Genomic DNA, 17,366 nt, shown 5'->3' on the forward strand with positions numbered 1-17,366 from the left:
CTCTTCTTTCGTTCGACGCTGCTTCTAGCCTACCTGGGCAGGCACGAGTTCCGTGTAAAGACCTGCGAGTTCTTCGGCAACTTCCCTCTCATCGGGAAGCTCCGCTCCGCGTGCCCGTGCCCTGGCTCCGAGTTCTGCGCGGCGGGCAGGATCGATGGCGAGTTCGGCCACGGCAGCGGCGAAGGCGGCATCGTCGTCATGGTCGATCAGTATCCCCGCATCGCCGACGAGTTCGGCGCTGCCGCCGGTGGCGGTGGCCACGATCGCCTTGCCGGAGATGAGCGCCTCCTGGAGCACGAGCGCTCGGGCCTCCCACACACTGGTGAGCGCGTAGATGTCCGCAGCGGCCGCGAGTTCGGCGATGTCATCGCGGGGTCCGAGGAAATGCAGGGCCGGAATCGCCGAGGCGGCTGCGGCGTCGTCGTACTGAGCGCGGACGTCGGCGAGCACCTCCTCATCGGCGGCACCGGCGATGAGCGCGACGATCTCGCCCTGGTGGTTCTCATCGCCGAGGCGAGCGAGTGCGCGCACGAACATCGGGTAGTTCTTCTGTTTGGCGACGCGGCCGACGGCGAGCACGATCAGGGCCCCTGGGGCGAAGTCGAACTCCTCGGCCAAGCTCGAGCGGGTGGTGGCGGCCGCCTCGGCGGACACTGGGGTCACCTCGGGGGCGGCGGCGGGGAGGAATCGGGCGGTCTGCGCACCGATTTCGCGGGCGCGGTCGACGAGGTCGGTGCTCGCGCCGAGGACGAGGTCGGCCCCGCGGGCGAGCATCGTCTCGACTCGGGTTTCGACCCGTCCGCGCAGTCCCTGTCCGCTGGCCTGGTTGTGGAGGCTGAGGACGAACTTCGGTCGGGTCTTCAGCGTGCGCAGGGTCAGCAGGGTGATGAGCCCGGCGCGGAAACCGTGGGCGTGGACGATCTGCGGGGAGAAGCTGCGCAGCAGTGTGCGCTGCCGGCGGACGAGGGCTGCGTCGGAGGCGCCGATTCCGGTGCCGAGTTCGAGGACGCCGAATCGGACTCCGGGCAGCAGCGAGAAGCCGAAGTGTTCGTCGGTGGCGGCCGGTCCGATGACGCCGATCTCATGTCCGGCGGCGGCGAGGTCGCGAGCGAGTGCGTGCACGTGGGTGCCGACTCCCCCGGTCGAGGTGCCGATGGTGAAGACGATTCTCATGAGTCTTCCTCCCTGTCGGTATCGCTGGGTCTGTCGATGTCGCTGGGGCCGTGGTCTCTGGTCTGCGCTTCGGCGGCGTGCACGGTCGTTTCGTCGTTGACGCCGGCCCGGTTCCGGTCGGCGAGCAGGCCGCGGACCTCTCCGAGGAACCCGCGGTCGATGATGAGCACGATGAGTCCGAAGACGATGCAGCCGAGGAGGGCTGCGACGATTCCGGCGATGACCGCGGAGCTTGCGGAGTTGTCGAGGAGTCCCCCGAACCACTGCGAGGTGACGACTCCGGCGGTGCCGGCGACGACGGCGGCCCCGAGCGCGAGCAGCGACCGACGTCCGACGAGGGCGAGTCCGGTGGGGCCGAGGACGCGGCGCATATTCACGAGCAGGAATACTCCGGCGACGGTCATGCCCAGCACATAGCCGCTGCAGATGCAGATGAGGGTCAGTCCGGGATTGCCGTTCGAGCCGGTGACGAGGATGGCTCCGACCATGCCGACGATGACGAGGATCCACCCCGTCGTCGTGGCGGCAGCCGAATAGCGGGAGCGTTCCACCGCATAGAAGACGCGGGTGCCCCACGCTACGAAGGACCACCCGGGCACGGCCAAGGCCATGACCATGATCGCCGTGGCCATGGAGTCGAAGGGTGCGGCGGATTCGCTTTCGGCGTCGATGGCGATGAAGAAGGTCTGCAGGGGGCCTGCTGCCGAGAGCAGGATGACGGCGCCGAGTCCGCCGATGGCGATGATGAGGGCCGTCGTCGTCGAGGTCACCGACCGCATCCGAGCCCCGGCTTCCGCACGTCTGTGCTCGGTCGCCTCGGGATCGGTGGATCGTCCCACCCAGGTCGACAAGGTCGGGAAGACCACCGTCGCCACGGTCACGGCGAGCACCGCATAGGGCAGCAGGTAGACGGCGTTGATGTAGCTGAAGAGGACGAGCGTGCCGTCCCCACCGACATGGTTGGCCAGGCTCAGGGTTGCGAGCACGGCAGCCTGCTGAGCGAGCAGGGCCGACATTCCGGCTCCGGCCAGACGCAGCGCACGGTGGGCGACTCCGGGTGGGAAGGAGAAGGTGGGACGCAGCTTCAGCCCGGTCGTGGCCATCGGCAGGGCGAGCGGCAGCGCGAGGGCTGCGACGCCGACGGTGGTGCCCCAGCCGAGCCAGCCGAGGTGGGTCTGCCAGGTATCGTCGCTGCCGCCGACGGAACTGTAGGCGATATAGCTGCCGATGACGATGAGGCTGGAGAGCAGCGGGGCGAACGCCGGCCACAGGAACTTCCGGTGGGCCTGCAGCACTCCGGTGAGCACGGCGCCGATTCCGTAGAGGACGAGCTGCGGGGAGAACATGAGCAGCAGCTCCACGGTCGCCTGCACTCCCGCGGCGCTCGTCTTCGTGTCGACGAGGATCCTCGCGATCTGCGGGGCGAACACGGCCAGCAGGATCGACAGGGGCAGGGTGACGCTGACCGCCCAGGTCAGCAGGCCGGAGGCGATGCGTCCGGCGGTCTCCCGGTCCGATCTGGCCAAGGGAACGGCGAGCAGCGGGATGACCGCTCCGGCCAGGGCGCCTCCGGCGACGACCTCGAAGAGGATGTTCGGGACCTGGTTGGCACTCTGGTAGGCGGTGCCGACGGTGCCGGCGCCGACGTTTGCCGAGAACACCAGCCAGCGCAAGAAGCCGACCAAACGGGTCAGCAGGGTGATGATCGATACGAGCAGCGCCGTGGAGGCGAGGACTCGAACGAGCTTGTTCACTTATCCTCGCGGCCGAACGAGTCGATCTCCCGCAGTCCCGGAGTCGATTCGATGACGGAGGTGAAGGAGACCTTCTCGCTGGCCAGGGTGAGTCCGGCGAGGACAGCGAGGATGAGGCGTCGCTGTGCCGGTGTGGCGGTTTCGGCGAGGATCACGCCGATTGCCGCTCCCAGGGCATTGGCTCCGGTGTCGCCGAGCATCGCATCACCGGCGAGGTCGTCGGGCCAGGCTGCGGCCGTGGCGCCGGCGATCGCTCCGGCTGGCGCCCAGGACACGCGGCGATGGTGGTCGGTGAAGGCCAGGGTCAGTGCTCCGGCCTTGAGCGCCCGGCCCGGCCGCAGGTCGAGGAGGTTGAACAGGTTCGCAGAGCCCGCGATCACTCCCCCGGTGACGATGACATCCGCGGTGGCCGCGTACCAGGGCCGGTCGCTTGTCGAGTGCGTGGAGCCGAAGAGCCCGGACGGCCGCGTACGGCTGCGCAGGATCGCGGCGGCCGCGATCGAGGCGAGCGGAATGCCGGTGACCTTGATGGCCCCGGTCGTGATCTCCCCGCGGGCCAGGGCCGACAGATGACCGCGAAGTCCTTTGGAGGATCCGGATTCGCAGAAGTCGTCGACGGCGCCGAGGCTGCCCGCCGCGGCCGTGGCCAGCAGGGTCGCCGACCGCTGCCGAGGGTCTTCGATGAGCAGGCTGCCAGCCAGCAGTCCCGCCGCGACGGCAGGGCCTTCGGCGAGTGAGACGTCGTGTCCGGCGTGGTTGGTGCGCACCACGGAATCGTGGGTGCGCAGCCGTGATCTGAGCACGGCTTTCGTCGCGGCGAAGCCGGCGAGTCCGGCGACGGCGGTGCTGACGATGGAGCGGATCATTTCTCGTCTCCCTTCGGGGTGTCGTCGGACGGCTTCTCTTCGATCTTGCCCGGCAGAATGCCTTCGGCGTCCTCAGCGAATCCGAAGTGTCCGTGCTTTCCGGCTTCCCCGGAGGCCAGGGCCCGCACGGTGATGACGGGACCGGCGCCGAGGCCGAGGCCGTCGACGGTGCTGGCGCGGGACTTCTCCGTCCGCAGCACGTTGACGAGTCCGTTCTGTGCCGAGCCGGCGTCGCCGGCGACGACCACCGAGGTGGCTTCGGCGGTGAGCGCGGTGATGAAGTCGGTGACGAGGGTGCGGGTGCCCTTGTCGTCGGTGGCCTTCGGGCTGGGTTCGGTGTCCTCGGCCAGTGTCGAGTTCTCATCATCGATGACGATGAACAGCGAGGTGGTCTTGTGGTCTGTGTCGGTGCGCAGACGGTCGGCTTCGACGAAGACGTCGTAGAGCTTCGCCGCCTGCTTCTCCGCATCGGCCTGATCGTCCTCGTCTTCGAGCATCGAAGCGTCACCGGTCAGGGCGATGACGAGGGCGGCGCGGATCGCGGTCGAATCGTCCTTCGGCAGGTGCGGCACGACTGTGCGCAGCCGCTTGAGGAACTGGGTGGAATCCTCCAGGCTGAGCGTGTTCGGCACGAACGAGACGTCACCGGCGATGGTGCCGTCGGCTTCCTTGACCCGGTTGCTGACCTCTTCGACCTGCTCGGAGTCCGCCTCGGGGGCGGCGATGATGCTCACTTCCTGCCCGTCGAGGGTGCCGTCGATGAGTTCCGGGGCCGCGGCGGTGACGAATTCGTTCTGCTTGTCGATATTGCCCTTGGCGGCGTCGAGGTCGGAGCGCAGGTTGTCGCGGTCCGAGCGCAGCGCATCGACCTGGCTCTGCAGGGACTCCCCGATCGGTTCCTTCAGCGGTCCCGCGCCGAGGACGATGCCGACGGCGAGGGCGAGGAACACCGAGACGAGGGAGACGAGGTGGTAGCGGAAATCAATCACTGGTCAGTCCTTGGATGAGGCCGGCGGAATCGGTCGAAGCTGCGGGGTCGCCGCCGAAGAGGGAGCCGATCCAGCCGAAGAGGCCGTCGAGTTGGGCGCCGATGAGGCCGAGGAAGGTCTGTCCGGCCGAGGTCGCGGTCATCGCCACACCGAGGGCGACGAGACCGGCGATGATGAGCACGGCCAGCTGCAGGCTGGAGATGCGCTGCCGGTAGAGCAGGGACACGCCTTTGGCGTCGATGAGCTTCGATCCCACACGCAACCGGGTGATGAACGTCGAGGCCATGCCCTTGCGGCCCTTGTCGAGGAACTCCATGACGGTGTCGTGGGTGCCCACGGCGACGATGAGTTCGGCACCCTTGTCATCGGCGAGCAGCATGGCGATGTCCTCGCTCGTACCCGAGGCCGCGAAGGCCACGCATTCGACTCCGAGGGCTTCGACCCGTTCGGTGCCCGGGGCGGTGCCGTCACGGTAGGCGTGGACGACGATCTCGGCACCCGAGGTCAGAGCGGTGTCGGACACGGAGTCCATGTCCCCGACGATCATGTCCGGTCGGTAGCCGGCTTCGATGATGGCATCGGCTCCGCCGTCGACGCCGATGAGCAGCGGCCGGTATTCGCGGATATAGGAGGCCAGCATCGCCAGGTCCTCCTTGTAGTGGTACCCGCGGACGACGATGAGCACATGCCGGTCGGTGAACGTCGTCTTCACCTCGGGCACGACGAGTTCGGCCGAGAGCAGGTCGGAGTCCTTGCGGATGTATTCGATCGTATTGTCGATGAAGTCCACGAGCACGGAGTTCATTCCGGCTTCGGCGGCGTGCATGTCCTCGGAGATCGTCTCCGCCGTCTGCAGGACTCCCGTGGCCACCTCGGTTTCGCCTGCGTATACGGTGGCGCCCTCGATGGAGATCTCGGCGTTTTCGTCGACCGTATCGAAGATGTCGGCTCCGGCGGCGTCGATGAGGGGGATGCCGGCGTCGACGATGATGCTCGGGCCGAGGTTCGGGTAGCGGCCGGAGATCGACTTGTCGGCGTTGATCACCGCGGCCGGCCGACAGGCGACGAGGGCTTCGGCGGAGATCCGGTCGATATCGGAGTGCTTGATGATGGCGATGTCGCCTGCTTGGAGGCGTTTCGTCAGATTCTTCGTGCGTCGGTCCAAGCGGGCAGGGGCGGGGCCGAACCGGGTCGGTGCGGTGAGGTTCTCACGGTGTCTGCGCACTTTCATGGTCCGCCCATTCTCTCATCTGCTGCCAACGCCGGCCTCCTTGACCTGCCGAGCGTTGTCGAGCAGTTCGGCTGCATGGGCCTTCGCGGAGGCGGAGTCGTCCATGCCCGCCAACATGCGGGAGAGTTCGACGACGCGTTCTTCGTCGGTCAGTTCCTGCACTCCCGAGCGCACGGTCTCGGCGTCATCGTCCTTGACGATGGTCACATGGGTGTCGGCCCAGGCGGCGACCTGCGGCAGGTGGGTGACGACGATGACCTGCGCGCCCTGGGCGAGCTTGGCCAGCCGACGTCCGATCTCCACGGCAGCTTTGCCGCCGACTCCGGCGTCGACTTCGTCGAAGACGTAGGTGGGGATGGATTCGCTGGCGGCTCGGACGACTTCGATGGCGAGCATGACACGGGAGAGCTCACCGCCGCTGGCGATCTTCGCGATGTCGTCGGGAATGGAGGATTCGTGGGCGGCGAAGGTCAGCCGAACCTCGTCGGCCCCGTGGGTGGTGGGTTCACGTTCGGAGATCTCGAAGGCGACCGCTGCCTTCGGCATCGACAGGGCGGTGAGCTCTTCGCTGACCGCTGCGGAGAATTCGTCCGCGGTGGCCTTGCGGATCTCGGTGAGCGCCGAGGCGGCCGCCTCCATGGTCTCGCGGGCTGAGTCGAGCTCGGCGTCGAGTCCGTCGAGGTCGCGGTCCTCGGCTTCGAGTTCGGCGAGTTCCGCGGCCGAGCGGGATTCGAAGTCGAGGACTTCGGCGACGTCTTGGCCGTAGGGGGCCAGGGTGCCGAGTTCCGCGCGGCGTGCTTCGGTCTCTTCCAGCGAGGTTTCGCCGAGTTCGTCGAAACCGGAGAGGTAGGACGACAGTTCCGCGGCGGAGTCGGAGAGGCGAAGCACGGCGTCGCCGAGGGCTTCGCGGATGGTGACGAGTTCCTTGTCGGAGCCTTCGACATCGGTGATCGTGCTGATGGCCTGGTGGACGAGGTCGACGGCGGCGCCGGCATCGTCGATCTCGGAACCGAGCAGCAGGTCGTGGGCGGCACCGACGGCGCGGGTGATCTCGGCGGCGGCACCGAGTTTCGCGGACTGTGCGGCCAGGGTCTCGTCTTCGCCGGGTTCGGGGCGGACCTTGTCGATGGTCTCCAGGCAGCCGCGCAGCCACAGGATGCGTTCGCGGCGGGCGGCGGTGGAGTCTTTGATGCGGCTGACGCGGGCTTCGGTCTCGCGCCAGTTCTCGAAGGCGGCACGGTAACGATCGGCCACCTCGGCGAGAGCAGTGCCACCGGCGGCGTCGAGGAGGTGACGCTGTTGGGCGGCGCCTTTGAGGCGCAGCTGTTCGGACTGGCCGTGGAGGGTGATGAGGTCGGAGGAGATGTCGGTGAGCACGGAGATCGGCACGGTGCGACCGCCGGCGGTGGCTCGGGCGCGGCCCTTGAGCGCCACGGTGCGGGAGATGATCGCTTCGTCGTCGGCGCTGCCGCCGGCCTCTTCGATGCGTTCGCGCACGGGTTCGGCCACATCGGTGAAGATGCCTTCGACTTCGGCTTTCTCTGCGCCTTTGCGCACGACTCCGGAGCCGACCTTGCGGCCCATGAGCAGGGACAGGGCGGAGACGAACATGGTCTTTCCCGCACCGGTCTCACCGGTGACGACGGTGAAGCCGGTGTCGAGTTCGACGGCGGCCTCGGCGATGACGCCGAGGTGGGAGATGCGCAGTTCGGAGATCATTCAGGCCTCCTTGATCGGTCCTCGCCAGCCGGAGACGGGCAGGCGGAACTTCGCGACGAGTCGGTCGGTGAAGGGGCCGGTGTGGAGGCGGGCGAGTCGGATCGGTGATTTCGAGCGGGTGGCTTCCACGCGGGCCCCGGACGGCAGCTCGAGGGCGCGGCGGCCGTCGCACCACAGCACTGCGGAGAATTCGGGGTTCATCTGGGAGATCTCCACGCCGAGGCGGGAGGTCGGGTTGACGACGAGCGGTTTGGAGAACAGGGCGTGGGCGGAGATCGGGACGAGGATGAGTGCTTCGACCTCGGGCCAGACGATGGGTCCGCCGGCGGAGAACGAGTACGCGGTCGAGCCGGTGGGGGTGGCGAGGATGACGCCGTCGCAGCCGAAGGAGGACACGGGGCGGGCGTCGACGCCGAGGACGACGTCGATCATCCGGGATTTCGAGGTCTTCTCGATGGTCGCCTCGTTGAGGGCCCAGGCATTGAAGATGTTCTCGCCTTCGTGCCACACGGACACGTCGAGGGCGAGCCGCTCCTCGACGGAATAGTCACGCTGGGAGGCGCGGTGGACCGCCTCGGCGAGGTCTTCCTTCTCGCTTTCGGCGAGGAAGCCGACATGGCCCAGGTTGATGCCCATGAGCGGGGCGCCGGAGCCGTGGAAGCGTTCGGCAGCGCGCAGGATCGTGCCGTCGCCGCCGAGGACGATGACGAGTTCGCAGGCGTTCTTCCACTCCCCCAGTTCGGAGGGGTCGATGATCGTGCAGTGGTTGAGGATGGGTTCGTCGTCGACGGCCTCGGCCTGGCGGGCGCGGATGCCGACGATCTCGTCGGAGAGGACGACGGGAGTGACTCCATCGTCGAGGAGGGCCTTGAACACGCTGACGGCGGCCACGGCCGACTCATCACGTTGGGGGTGCAGCAGCACCATGATGTGTCTGGTCACGACTCTCCTCTCATCATTTCGTCCAGGTGGGCGGGGATGTCTGCTTGGTCGAGCCTATCGGACTGGTCATGTGTTCGGCCTGGGCGAACACGCAGGAAGTACTCTCGGTTCCCGCTGGGGCCCGGCAGCGGTGAGGGTGCGATGTCGGTGACGCGTCCGGCGTGTTCTCTCACGGCGTCGAGGACGGAGTCGATGGCGCGGCGGCGTTTCTCCCGGCTGGTGACGACTCCGTGTTTGTCCAGCGATGCTCGTGCCAGTTCGAATTGGGGTTTGACCATGAGGAGGAGTTCTCCCGCGGCCGCGGTGGCGGCCAGCAGCGGTCCGATGAGCAGGCGCAGGGAGATGAAGGAGACGTCGGCGACGACGAGGTCGACGGTCGGCACGTCGGAGTCGGTCAGTTCGCGGAGGTTGAGTCTTTCGCGGACGTGGACGCGCGGGTCGTCGCGGAGGATGGTCGCGAGTTGGTCGTGGCCGACGTCGACGGCCCAGACGTGTGCGACACCGTGATGAAGGAGGACTTGGGTGAAGCCTCCGGTGGAGGCGCCCGCATCGAGGGCCGTCAGATCATTGAGTCGGTCGGTGAGGTCGAAAGCCTCGAGCGCGCCGAGGAGTTTGTGGGCGCTGCGGGCGACCCAGGGGTCGGGTTCGGTGACGGAGACGTCGTCGGTGTCTCTCACATCTTGGGAGGCCTTGGTCGCGGTGCGGCCGTTGACGCTGACGCGACCGGCGGCGATTTCACGGGCGGCGCGAGAGCGGGAGTTCAGCAGCCCGCGGTCGACAAGTGCCCGGTCGAGTCTGCTCACAAGGAGCCCACCTGCGCGTCGAGGTCGCCCAGCAGGGAGTTGAGAAGTTCGTGCCGCTCAGCCGCCGGTGCTTCTTTGGCCTCGGCGAGGCTGGACCGCCAGGTCTCGATCGGCACGTCCCCGCTCACCGAGGCGGGTGTCGGGGCAGAAGCAGGGCCGGGTGTCGGGGTCGAGTTCGTGCCGGGATTCGGGCCGGGTCCTGGGCCGGGAGTTGGGATCTGGCTCATGAGTCCTCCCCGATCCGGCGGGGCAGGCGTCCTTCGGACAGGACCGCCTCGGCGTCGGTCTCCCCCGCGTCGATGGCAGCCCAGGCTCGACGGAGTTCGGCTTCGATCCGGGCGGACTCGCCGCGGTCGGTGCCGGTGATGAGGGCTTCGAGTCCGCGCAGATTCGGCAGGATGAACGTCGGTCGGCGCTCCGGGCCGGCACGCAGGGCATCGTGGATGTCATGGATTCCGGTGAGGACGAGGGCGGTGTCGATGCCGGCGGCACAGCCGCCTTCGATATCGGTGTTGAGGCGGTCGCCGACCATGAGGGGCCGATGCGCGCCGAGGCGGCCGGCCGCGAAGTCCATCATGTGCGGTGCAGGTTTGCCGACGATGATGGGGGTGGCGTCGGTGAGTCGGGCGATGAGGTCGACGAAGGCACCGTTGCCGGGGACTTTCCCGGTTTCTGTGAGGAGGGAGAAGTCGGGGTTGCTCGCCCACCATTCGGCGCCCGAGCGGATGATTTCGCAGGTGCGCACGATCTTCGTGTAGTCGATCTCCGGGTCGAGTCCCTGAGCGACGGCGACGGGTTCGGCGTCGAGTGAGTCGGTGATCTCGAGGCCCGCCTCTTCGAGCGCGACCCGCAGTCCGGTCGTGCCGAGGAGGTGGACGCGGGCGCCCGGCCCGAATCGTTCGGCTAAGCGTTCGGCGAGCACCTGCGCCGAGGTGGTCACTTCGCCCTCGGAGGCGTTGACGCCCATTCCGGTGATCTTCTCGGCGGTGGCTGCGGCCGTGCGGGTGGCGTTGTTCGTGACGTAGTTGACCGGGATCGACTGGGAGTGGAGCCAATTGATGCCGTCGACGGCGCCATCGACGGCATGTGTGCCGTGGTAGACGACTCCGTCGAGGTCGAACAGGACGCAGTCGATGGGCGTGCCCGATGATTCGGGCAGGCGCCCATCTGCTGAGTTGTGCTGTTCGGCGGTCAGTGTCACTGCTCTCCGTCGGCCTCGTCTGCTGTTGTGTCGGGCTCGGAGCCTGCGTCGGCTTCTGCGTCGGCGAGGATCTCGTCGAGTTCGGCTTCGATCTCGTCGTCGGTGACCTTGACTGACTTCAGTTCCTTCGCCGAGACATGCGTCTTCGACTTCGGTGCTGCGGCCGGAGCCTCGGTGTGGTCCCCAGCTTCTGCTCCCTCCGCGGGAGCGTCGACAGCGTCGGATTCCGCCTGCGGTGTCTTAGCTTCGGGCTCGCTGGCCGAGCCTTCTTCGGCTTCGGCCGTCTCAGCGGTTTCAGCGTCGGCAGCTTCGGGGCCGTCCTCGACTTCTTCGACGGTTTCGATTTCGACGCCGGCGTTGAGGTCAGGCTCTTCGTCGCCGAAGAGGGTGCCGGTCGCCTTGGCGGTCCGGCGCGAGAGCTCTTCGTATTTGTCGGCGAGTTCGGGTTCGCCGTCGATGCGCAGCACCTCGGCGTAGGCCGCCATGAGACGGACCAGTCCGCCGCCGGGCTTCTGGGTGAAGTCCTCGGCTTCGATGAGTCGGCGCGCACCGGCGATGTCGTCGAGGTCGGACTTGGCTCCGGCAGCGACGATGACGAGTTCGGTGCGGGTGTCGTTGTCGAGATCGAGTTCTTCCGAGTTCTTCAGCAGCTCGATGGCCTTCTCGGGCTTGCCGCGGCCGCGTTCGGCGTCGGCGATCAGCGCGATGTTGTCATTCGAGCCGGAGATGCGGCGGTGGGTGCGCAGTTCGCGGACGGCTTCGTCGTAGTTCTCCACGTAGTACGCGGCGATGCCGAGTGCTTCGCGGACGACTGCGACACGACCGGCGCGGGCCATGGCGGCCTTGGCGTGTTCATGAGCGCGTTCCGGATCGAGGTCGAGCAGCCCGCCTGCGGCGACGAGGTGCTTGGCGACCATGTCGGCGTTCTCTTTGTCCAGGGAACGCAGCTGTGACGAAATCTCTTTGTCGAGTTCACGACCGGTGACGCCTTCGGGAATCTCGGGTTCCTGAATGCGCGGACGGCGGGCACGCTGTTCGCGTGCGTAGTCGCCGGTGTCGGTCTTGCGGGATGCTCGGCGGTCGTTGTCGTTGCGACCGTAGCCGCCGCGTCCTCCGCGGTTGTCGTCCCGTCGGTTTCCCCTGTAGCCAGCACGGCGGTCATCACCGTCGCGACGATCCCGGTTGAAGCCGCCACGGCGATCGTCATCGTTACGACGGTTGCCCTGGTAGCCGCCTCGGCGGTCATCTCCATCACGGCGGTCACGATTGAACCCACCGCGACGGTCATCGTCGTTGCGACGGTTGCCCTGGTAGCCGCCCCGGCGGTCGTCACCATCACGACGATCCCGGTTGAAGCCGCCACGACGGTCATCATCGTTTCGGCGGTTCTGTCCATAGCCGCCTCGGCGATCGTCGTCGTTACGACGGTTGCCCTGGTCCCCACCTCGGCGGTCATCACCGTCACGGCGATCTCGGTTGAATCCGCCACGGCGATCATCATCGCGGCGATCCCGGCTGAACCCGCCACGACGATCATCGTCGTTCCTGCGGTTCTGTCCATAGCCGCCTCGGCGATCGTCGTCGTTGCGACGGTTGCCTTGGTACCCACCTCGGCGGTCATCACCGTCACGGCGATCTCGATTGAATCCGCCACGGCGATCATCGTCGTTGCGACGATTGCCCTGGTAGCCGCCTCGGCGGTCGGACTGGCGTGGCCCGCGGCCGTCCCGGTTGTCCGGACGACGGTTGCGATTGTTGTCGCGATCTGAGCGGTGACCGCCATCTGCGCGGCGGTTGTCCTGGCTGTCTCGCGAATCCCCTTGGGCCACGATTCTCCCTATGAAGTCTTTTCGGTGTTCCGCTCTATTCTAGTCCACTCGCCGCTTCGACGCCGTGTGGGCGGGGACACGTCAGCACCTCGATTCCACTCAGCGCCGCGCCCGTTGTTCTGTGGGTCAACGCCCAGGTCACCGCCTCAGCGCTCTGTTAGAATCAAGGCGAATCCAGTGGAACGGCCGACGGCAATCGAAGAGGTTCGGCGGCAGCGGATGTCCGCGCCGCCTCGACACCAGGGGACGAATGACACCTGACGTGGAAGCTCATTGTGCGGATGACGGATGTCTCCGCGATTCCACGATCAGAATTTCGGGCCCCGTTGCCGGCCCGTCCCCCAGTGCGGCTAGTGCTTGCCTGTCCCCCATTGCCGCCGCTGTCCCCCGCCATGTGATGACCAAGATCACTTGCCGGTGTGACCAGCATCATCGGATTGCGCGTTCGGCCCCTGATTTCGCCTATTGTGATTGCCGGAAGCATGTGAATGAATGCTGCCGAAGCAGTTCGAGTCGCAGGTCAAACGGCAGATCCGTGGCCATCCGGAAACTCCCCGACACCACAGGCTCCACTGCCGCGACTGCGCGTTCGGCCCTTCAGATCGCACAACCGTTCACCCGCTAGGAATAGGAGAAATCGTGCCAAACACACTCTTCATCGACGGACAGTGGGTTTCAGCCGTCAACGGTGGAACCCGGAAGATCCATAACCCGGCCGACGGCAGCTTCGTCGCCGAGGTGGACGAAGCCAGCCCCGAAGATACCGAGCTGGCGATCAAGGCCGCTCGCCGCGCCTTCGACTCCGGCGTCTGGTCGTCGGTTCCCGCCAGCGAACGCGGCGATCTCCTGCTGAAGTTCGCCGCCGTTCTGCGTGAGCGCAAGGACGAATTCGCGCGCGCCGAGTCCCTCGACACCGGCAAGCGCTTCGTCGAATCGCAGATCGACATGGACGACATCGCGAACTGCTTCGACTACTTCGGCAAGCTCGCCGCAAACGATGCCGGCCGCGTCGTCGACGCCGGCACCGACACCGTTGCGTCGAAGATCGTGCACGAGCCCGTCGGCGTCTGCGCGCTCATCACCCCGTGGAACTACCCGCTGCTGCAGGCCGCGTGGAAGATCGCCCCGGCCATCGCCGCCGGCAACACCTTCATCCTCAAGCCTGCCGAGCTCACCCCGCACACGGCGATCCTCACCATGCAGGTCCTCGAGGAACTCGGTCTGCCGGCCGGGGTCGGCAACCTCATCCTCGGTGCGGGTGCCGATGCCGGTGCCCCGCTGTCGACGCATGAGGGCATCGACATGGTCTCGTTCACCGGTGGCCTCGTCACCGGTCGACTGCTGTTCCGCAACGCCGCCGACTCGATCAAGAAGATCGCCCTTGAGCTCGGCGGCAAGAACCCGAACGTCATCTTCGCCGATGCCGACTTCGATGCGGCTCTGGACAATGCTCTCAACGGCGCCTTCGTCCACTCCGGTCAGGTGTGCTCGGCCGGTGCCCGACTCATCGTCGAGGAATCCATCGCCGAGGAATTCGTCAACCGCCTCGTCGAACGTGCCGAGCAGATCCGCCTCGGCGGTCCCTTCGACGAGAACGCCGAAACCGGTCCCCTCATCTCCGCAGCACACCGCGACAAGGTGCATGCCTACGTCGAGAAGGGCATCTCCGAAGGCGCTCGTCTGCGCTGCGGCGGCAAGTTCGGTGAAGGTGACTTGGAGAACGGGTTCTACTACCTGCCGACCGTGCTCGACCAGGTCAAGCGCGGAATGTCCGTCGTCTCCGACGAGGCCTTCGGCCCCGTCGTCACCGTCGAGACCTTCTCCACCGTCGATGAGGCCGTCGAGATCGCCAATGACACCTACTACGGTCTGGCCGGAGCAGTGTGGAGCCAGGATGCGGGCAAGACCCAGCTGGTCGCTCAGCGTCTGCGCCACGGCACCATCTGGATCAACGACTTCCACCCCTACCTGCCGCAGGCCGAATGGGGCGGTTACAAGCAGTCCGGCTTCGGACGCGAGCTCGGCCCCACTGGTCTAGCCGAATACCAGGAAGCCAAGCACATCTACCAGAACCTCGAGCCGGCAGTCACCGGCTGGTTCCCCGATCACACCAAGTGATCCGCCGCAGCCTGTAGACGAATACCGCAGTACAAGGAGAGATGAACAGTGAAGACTACTCATAGCTTTGATTACGTCGTCGTGGGCGGCGGTTCCGCCGGCGCAGCGGTCGCGGCCCGACTGAGCGAGGACCCCGAAGTCACCGTCGGACTCCTCGAAGCCGGCCCCACCGACACGGACAAGGACGTCGTCCTTGAGCTCAACCGCTGGATGGAGCTCCTCGAATCCGGCTACGACTGGGACTACCCGATCGAAGAGCAGGAGAACGGCAACTCGCACATGCGCCACGCTCGCGCCAAGGTGCTCGGCGGCTGCTCGTCCCACAACTCGTGCATCGCCTTCTGGGCTCCGCGCGAGGATCTCGATGAGTGGGAAGAGAAGCACGGCGCAGCCGGATGGGGCTCGAAGGACACCTTTGGCCTGTACAAGAAGCTCGAGAACAATGAACTGCCCGGCGACCACCACGGCCACGACGGCCCGGTCCGTCTGATAAACGTGCCCCCGGTCGATCCCTGTGGCGTCGCACTCCTCGATGCCTGCGAGCAGGCCGGCATCCCTCGCGTGCAGTTCAACGAGGGTCAGACCGTCATCAACGGTGCGAACTTCTTCCAGGTCAACCGCAAGGACGACGGCACCCGGTCGTCCTCCTCGGTGTCCTACCTCCACCCGATCCTCGACCGTGAGAACCTCACGATCCTCACCGACACTCAGGCCAAGGAGCTCGAGTTCGACGAGGACGACAACTGCACGGCCGTGCTCGTGGTCAACAACGCCTTCGGCAAGACCAACCGGATCGAGGCGAAGAAGGAAGTCATCGTCTCCTCCGGCGCGATCAACACCCCGCAGCTGCTCATGCTCTCGGGCATCGGCCCGAAGGCCCACCTCGCCGAGGTCGGCATCGAGGCTCGCGTGGATTCGCCGGGAGTCGGCGAGCACCTGGGCGATCACCCGGAGGGCGTCATCTCCTGGGAGGCCAAAAAGCCGATGGTCGAGGATTCCACCCAGTGGTGGGAGATCGGCATCTTCTCCCCCACCGAGGACGGGCTCGACCGTCCGGACCTGATGATGCACTACGGCTCGGTGCCCTTCGATATGCACACCCTGCGTCAGGGCTACAAGACCTCGGAGAACTCCTTCTGCCTCACCCCGAATGTCACTCATGCGAAGTCGCGCGGCACTGTGCGCCTGCGCTCGAAGGACTTCCGTGACAAGCCGAAGGTCGATCCCCGCTACTTCACCGATCCGGAAGGCCATGACATGCGCGTCATGGTCGCCGGCATCAAGAAGGCCCGCGAGATCGTCTCCCAGGATGCCATGTCCGAATGGGCCGGCGAGGAGCTGTTCCCCGGCAAGGACGTCCAGACCGACGAGCAGATCGCCGACTACATCACCCGCACGCACAACACCGTCTACCACCCGGTCGGCACGGTGCGCATGGGTGCTGCCGATGATGAGATGTCACCGCTGGATCCGCAGCTGCGGGTCAAGGGAGTCAACCGTCTGCGCGTCGTCGATGCCTCGGCGATGCCGGAGATCACCACGGTCAACCCCAACATCACCGTGATGATGATGGGTGAGAAGTGCGCGGAGATGATCAAGAACGGTCAGTGATCTGACCGGGCCGCCAGATGCTCAGGTCACCGAGGCGGCCCTGCGCTGATTCGATGACCTGAGTGGGACCTTCCGGCCCAGAACCGAAACGACCAAGGGGGCGCTGCGATCGCAGCGCCCCCTTCGCTTCCGCTCGTGCCAACTGTGTAGGTCATCCACGACGAAATCACGATCTGGCAAAAGTTATCGAACTTCTACCAGAATCGTCTGTTCAAAATTTACCCAAGCGGCCAGTATTCCGAACTTCTCACTTCGGACTGTCCAGCTAACACACGCTTAATGGGCACGGCGAACTCGTTCGCGACCATCAAAGGATCGCCTGGGCTATCCAGTTTGAGAAATTTCAACTGCTTCAAGGAATCCGGCACAACATCAAGGCAGTCTTCTTCAATCGCAGCGAAAATTGTAACGTCCCTACGCCCCATATAGCGACTCAAAAACGATTCGAACTCCGACCTGCACCAGTTTGACCGAAGAAATCCGTCGGAGACCCAGAAAATCACCGCATCAGAACTTCGAACGCCGCCCTCGATGGCAGTAGCCAGGTTTTGCCCGTACTCAATATCGTGAATATCAAACCAAGTAGGAACATTCCGATCCGCCAGCAGTTGCTGCAGCTCGGTTACTTCGGGTTTCCTGTCGGACTGATGGCTGAGAAATACGCGTGATTTTGCTACCCATGAACTGAAATCAAAGCCCAACTTCTCCAGTTCAAGTTTCGACTTATACTCAAATGGAATAACTATTTCCATTCCCTCCAATGTGCCGATTGAATTCAACCTCCTCTTAGACAGCGCTTCGACTAGACTCTCAGGAGTGATATCGGTGCGCACCTTTCCGCCAGCGTTAGCCAGGATTTCCTGCGCTTCAAGCGCCTTCTCTTTAGCGCTTGACGACCCAGCCAAGAATGCCAGTTCAGAAAATAATCTCAAATCATAGGGAATATCTGACCAATAAATAGTCATACCAGTCAGAACGTCTTTGTCGAAGATATTTACTCTGTTAAGGGCGCTTAGCACGTTCTCGCGATCTCCATAGTCAAACTCCCAAATTTGAATATAATGATTCATATTCCCTCCAACCGCATTCATTTAGTCTTAGTGTTGCATTCTGTAGGCTGATTCGATGCC

Annotated in this window: 14 protein-coding genes; 2 read left to right on the top strand and 12 right to left on the bottom strand. The window is 65.5% G+C overall.

All coding sequences use genetic code 11. The features are described from left to right. Window positions 1-24: 24 nt before the first annotated feature. From ACOZ9V_RS11295 to ACOZ9V_RS11345, 11 genes are read right to left on the bottom strand one after another with little or no spacing between them, the layout of a single operon-like run. On the bottom strand, window positions 25-1,173 hold the full coding sequence (locus ACOZ9V_RS11295; RefSeq protein ID WP_434590027.1) for a glycosyltransferase family 4 protein: 1,149 nt from the start codon (window positions 1,171-1,173) through the stop codon (window positions 25-27). Beyond that, complete coding sequence (murJ, locus tag ACOZ9V_RS11300) at window positions 1,170-2,927, bottom strand: lipid II flippase MurJ (RefSeq protein ID WP_139908284.1); 1,758 nt, start codon at window positions 2,925-2,927, stop codon at window positions 1,170-1,172. Before murJ ends, ACOZ9V_RS11295 begins: the two co-directional genes overlap by 4 nt. Next, window positions 2,924-3,793 carry a hypothetical protein gene (locus tag ACOZ9V_RS11305; RefSeq protein WP_259358878.1) on the bottom strand — a complete coding sequence of 290 codons (870 nt, stop codon included), beginning with the start codon at window positions 3,791-3,793 and terminating at the stop codon, window positions 2,924-2,926. Before ACOZ9V_RS11305 ends, murJ begins: the two co-directional genes overlap by 4 nt. Further along, the gene (locus ACOZ9V_RS11310) at window positions 3,790-4,782 is read right to left on the bottom strand and encodes a copper transporter (protein WP_139469722.1); all 993 of its coding nucleotides are present in this window, start codon (window positions 4,780-4,782) and stop codon (window positions 3,790-3,792) included. Before ACOZ9V_RS11310 ends, ACOZ9V_RS11305 begins: the two co-directional genes overlap by 4 nt. Beyond that, the gene (steA, locus tag ACOZ9V_RS11315) at window positions 4,775-6,013 is read right to left on the bottom strand and encodes a putative cytokinetic ring protein SteA (protein WP_181271750.1); all 1,239 of its coding nucleotides are present in this window, start codon (window positions 6,011-6,013) and stop codon (window positions 4,775-4,777) included. The genes ACOZ9V_RS11310 and steA overlap by 8 nt, the downstream gene beginning before the upstream one ends. Before the next feature lie 15 nt (window positions 6,014-6,028). Further along, on the bottom strand, window positions 6,029-7,732 hold the full coding sequence (recN, locus tag ACOZ9V_RS11320) for a DNA repair protein RecN (protein WP_139908287.1): 1,704 nt from the start codon (window positions 7,730-7,732) through the stop codon (window positions 6,029-6,031). Beyond that, entirely contained in the window at window positions 7,733-8,674 is a 942-nt protein-coding gene (locus ACOZ9V_RS11325) for an NAD kinase (protein ID WP_211167984.1), read from the bottom strand. Beyond that, on the bottom strand, window positions 8,671-9,477 hold the full coding sequence (locus tag ACOZ9V_RS11330; RefSeq protein WP_434590034.1) for a TlyA family RNA methyltransferase: 807 nt from the start codon (window positions 9,475-9,477) through the stop codon (window positions 8,671-8,673). Before ACOZ9V_RS11330 ends, ACOZ9V_RS11325 begins: the two co-directional genes overlap by 4 nt. Next, the gene (locus tag ACOZ9V_RS11335; protein WP_139469718.1) at window positions 9,474-9,704 is read right to left on the bottom strand and encodes a hypothetical protein; all 231 of its coding nucleotides are present in this window, start codon (window positions 9,702-9,704) and stop codon (window positions 9,474-9,476) included. The genes ACOZ9V_RS11330 and ACOZ9V_RS11335 overlap by 4 nt, the downstream gene beginning before the upstream one ends. Next, window positions 9,701-10,678: an HAD-IIA family hydrolase gene (locus ACOZ9V_RS11340; RefSeq protein WP_434590037.1), complete on the bottom strand. Its 978-nt coding sequence runs from the start codon at window positions 10,676-10,678 to the stop codon at window positions 9,701-9,703. Before ACOZ9V_RS11340 ends, ACOZ9V_RS11335 begins: the two co-directional genes overlap by 4 nt. Then, window positions 10,675-12,507 carry a hypothetical protein gene (locus tag ACOZ9V_RS11345; protein ID WP_434590040.1) on the bottom strand — a complete coding sequence of 611 codons (1,833 nt, stop codon included), beginning with the start codon at window positions 12,505-12,507 and terminating at the stop codon, window positions 10,675-10,677. The genes ACOZ9V_RS11340 and ACOZ9V_RS11345 overlap by 4 nt, the downstream gene beginning before the upstream one ends. A gap of 639 nt (window positions 12,508-13,146) precedes the next feature. On the opposite strand from ACOZ9V_RS11345, the gene ACOZ9V_RS11350 reads away from it, so the two are divergent. Both ACOZ9V_RS11350 and ACOZ9V_RS11355 read left to right on the top strand, forming a co-directional pair. After that, a complete protein-coding gene (locus ACOZ9V_RS11350; protein ID WP_434590043.1) occupies window positions 13,147-14,625 on the top strand; it encodes an aldehyde dehydrogenase family protein in 1,479 nt (492 codons plus the stop codon). A 48-nt stretch (window positions 14,626-14,673) separates the two neighbouring features. After that, on the top strand, window positions 14,674-16,236 hold the full coding sequence (locus tag ACOZ9V_RS11355; RefSeq protein WP_434590046.1) for a GMC family oxidoreductase: 1,563 nt from the start codon (window positions 14,674-14,676) through the stop codon (window positions 16,234-16,236). A 218-nt stretch (window positions 16,237-16,454) separates the two neighbouring features. Here the strand turns inward: ACOZ9V_RS11355 and ACOZ9V_RS11360 are convergent, their stop codons facing one another. After that, the gene (locus ACOZ9V_RS11360) at window positions 16,455-17,306 is read right to left on the bottom strand and encodes a toll/interleukin-1 receptor domain-containing protein (protein WP_434590049.1); all 852 of its coding nucleotides are present in this window, start codon (window positions 17,304-17,306) and stop codon (window positions 16,455-16,457) included. Between the last annotated feature and the right edge of the window lie 60 nt (window positions 17,307-17,366).

Source organism: Brevibacterium sp. 1718, from assembly GCF_051131255.1.
In the GTDB taxonomy this organism is placed as follows: domain Bacteria; phylum Actinomycetota; class Actinomycetes; order Actinomycetales; family Brevibacteriaceae; genus Brevibacterium; species Brevibacterium sediminis.

What these genes read in the sequence shown, in the direction of transcription:
- ACOZ9V_RS11295 (WP_434590027.1), bottom strand. Translation starts at nt 1,173, where the DNA reads ATGAGAATCGTCTTCACCATCGGCACCTCGACCGGGGGAGTCGGCACC.
- ACOZ9V_RS11305 (WP_259358878.1), bottom strand. Translation starts at nt 3,793, where the DNA reads ATGATCCGCTCCATCGTCAGCACCGCCGTCGCCGGACTCGCCGGCTTC.
- steA (WP_181271750.1), bottom strand. Translation starts at nt 6,013, where the DNA reads ATGAAAGTGCGCAGACACCGTGAGAACCTCACCGCACCGACCCGGTTC.
- recN (WP_139908287.1), bottom strand. Translation starts at nt 7,732, where the DNA reads ATGATCTCCGAACTGCGCATCTCCCACCTCGGCGTCATCGCCGAGGCC.
- ACOZ9V_RS11335 (WP_139469718.1), bottom strand. Translation starts at nt 9,704, where the DNA reads ATGAGCCAGATCCCAACTCCCGGCCCAGGACCCGGCCCGAATCCCGGC.
- ACOZ9V_RS11360 (WP_434590049.1), bottom strand. Translation starts at nt 17,306, where the DNA reads ATGAATCATTATATTCAAATTTGGGAGTTTGACTATGGAGATCGCGAG.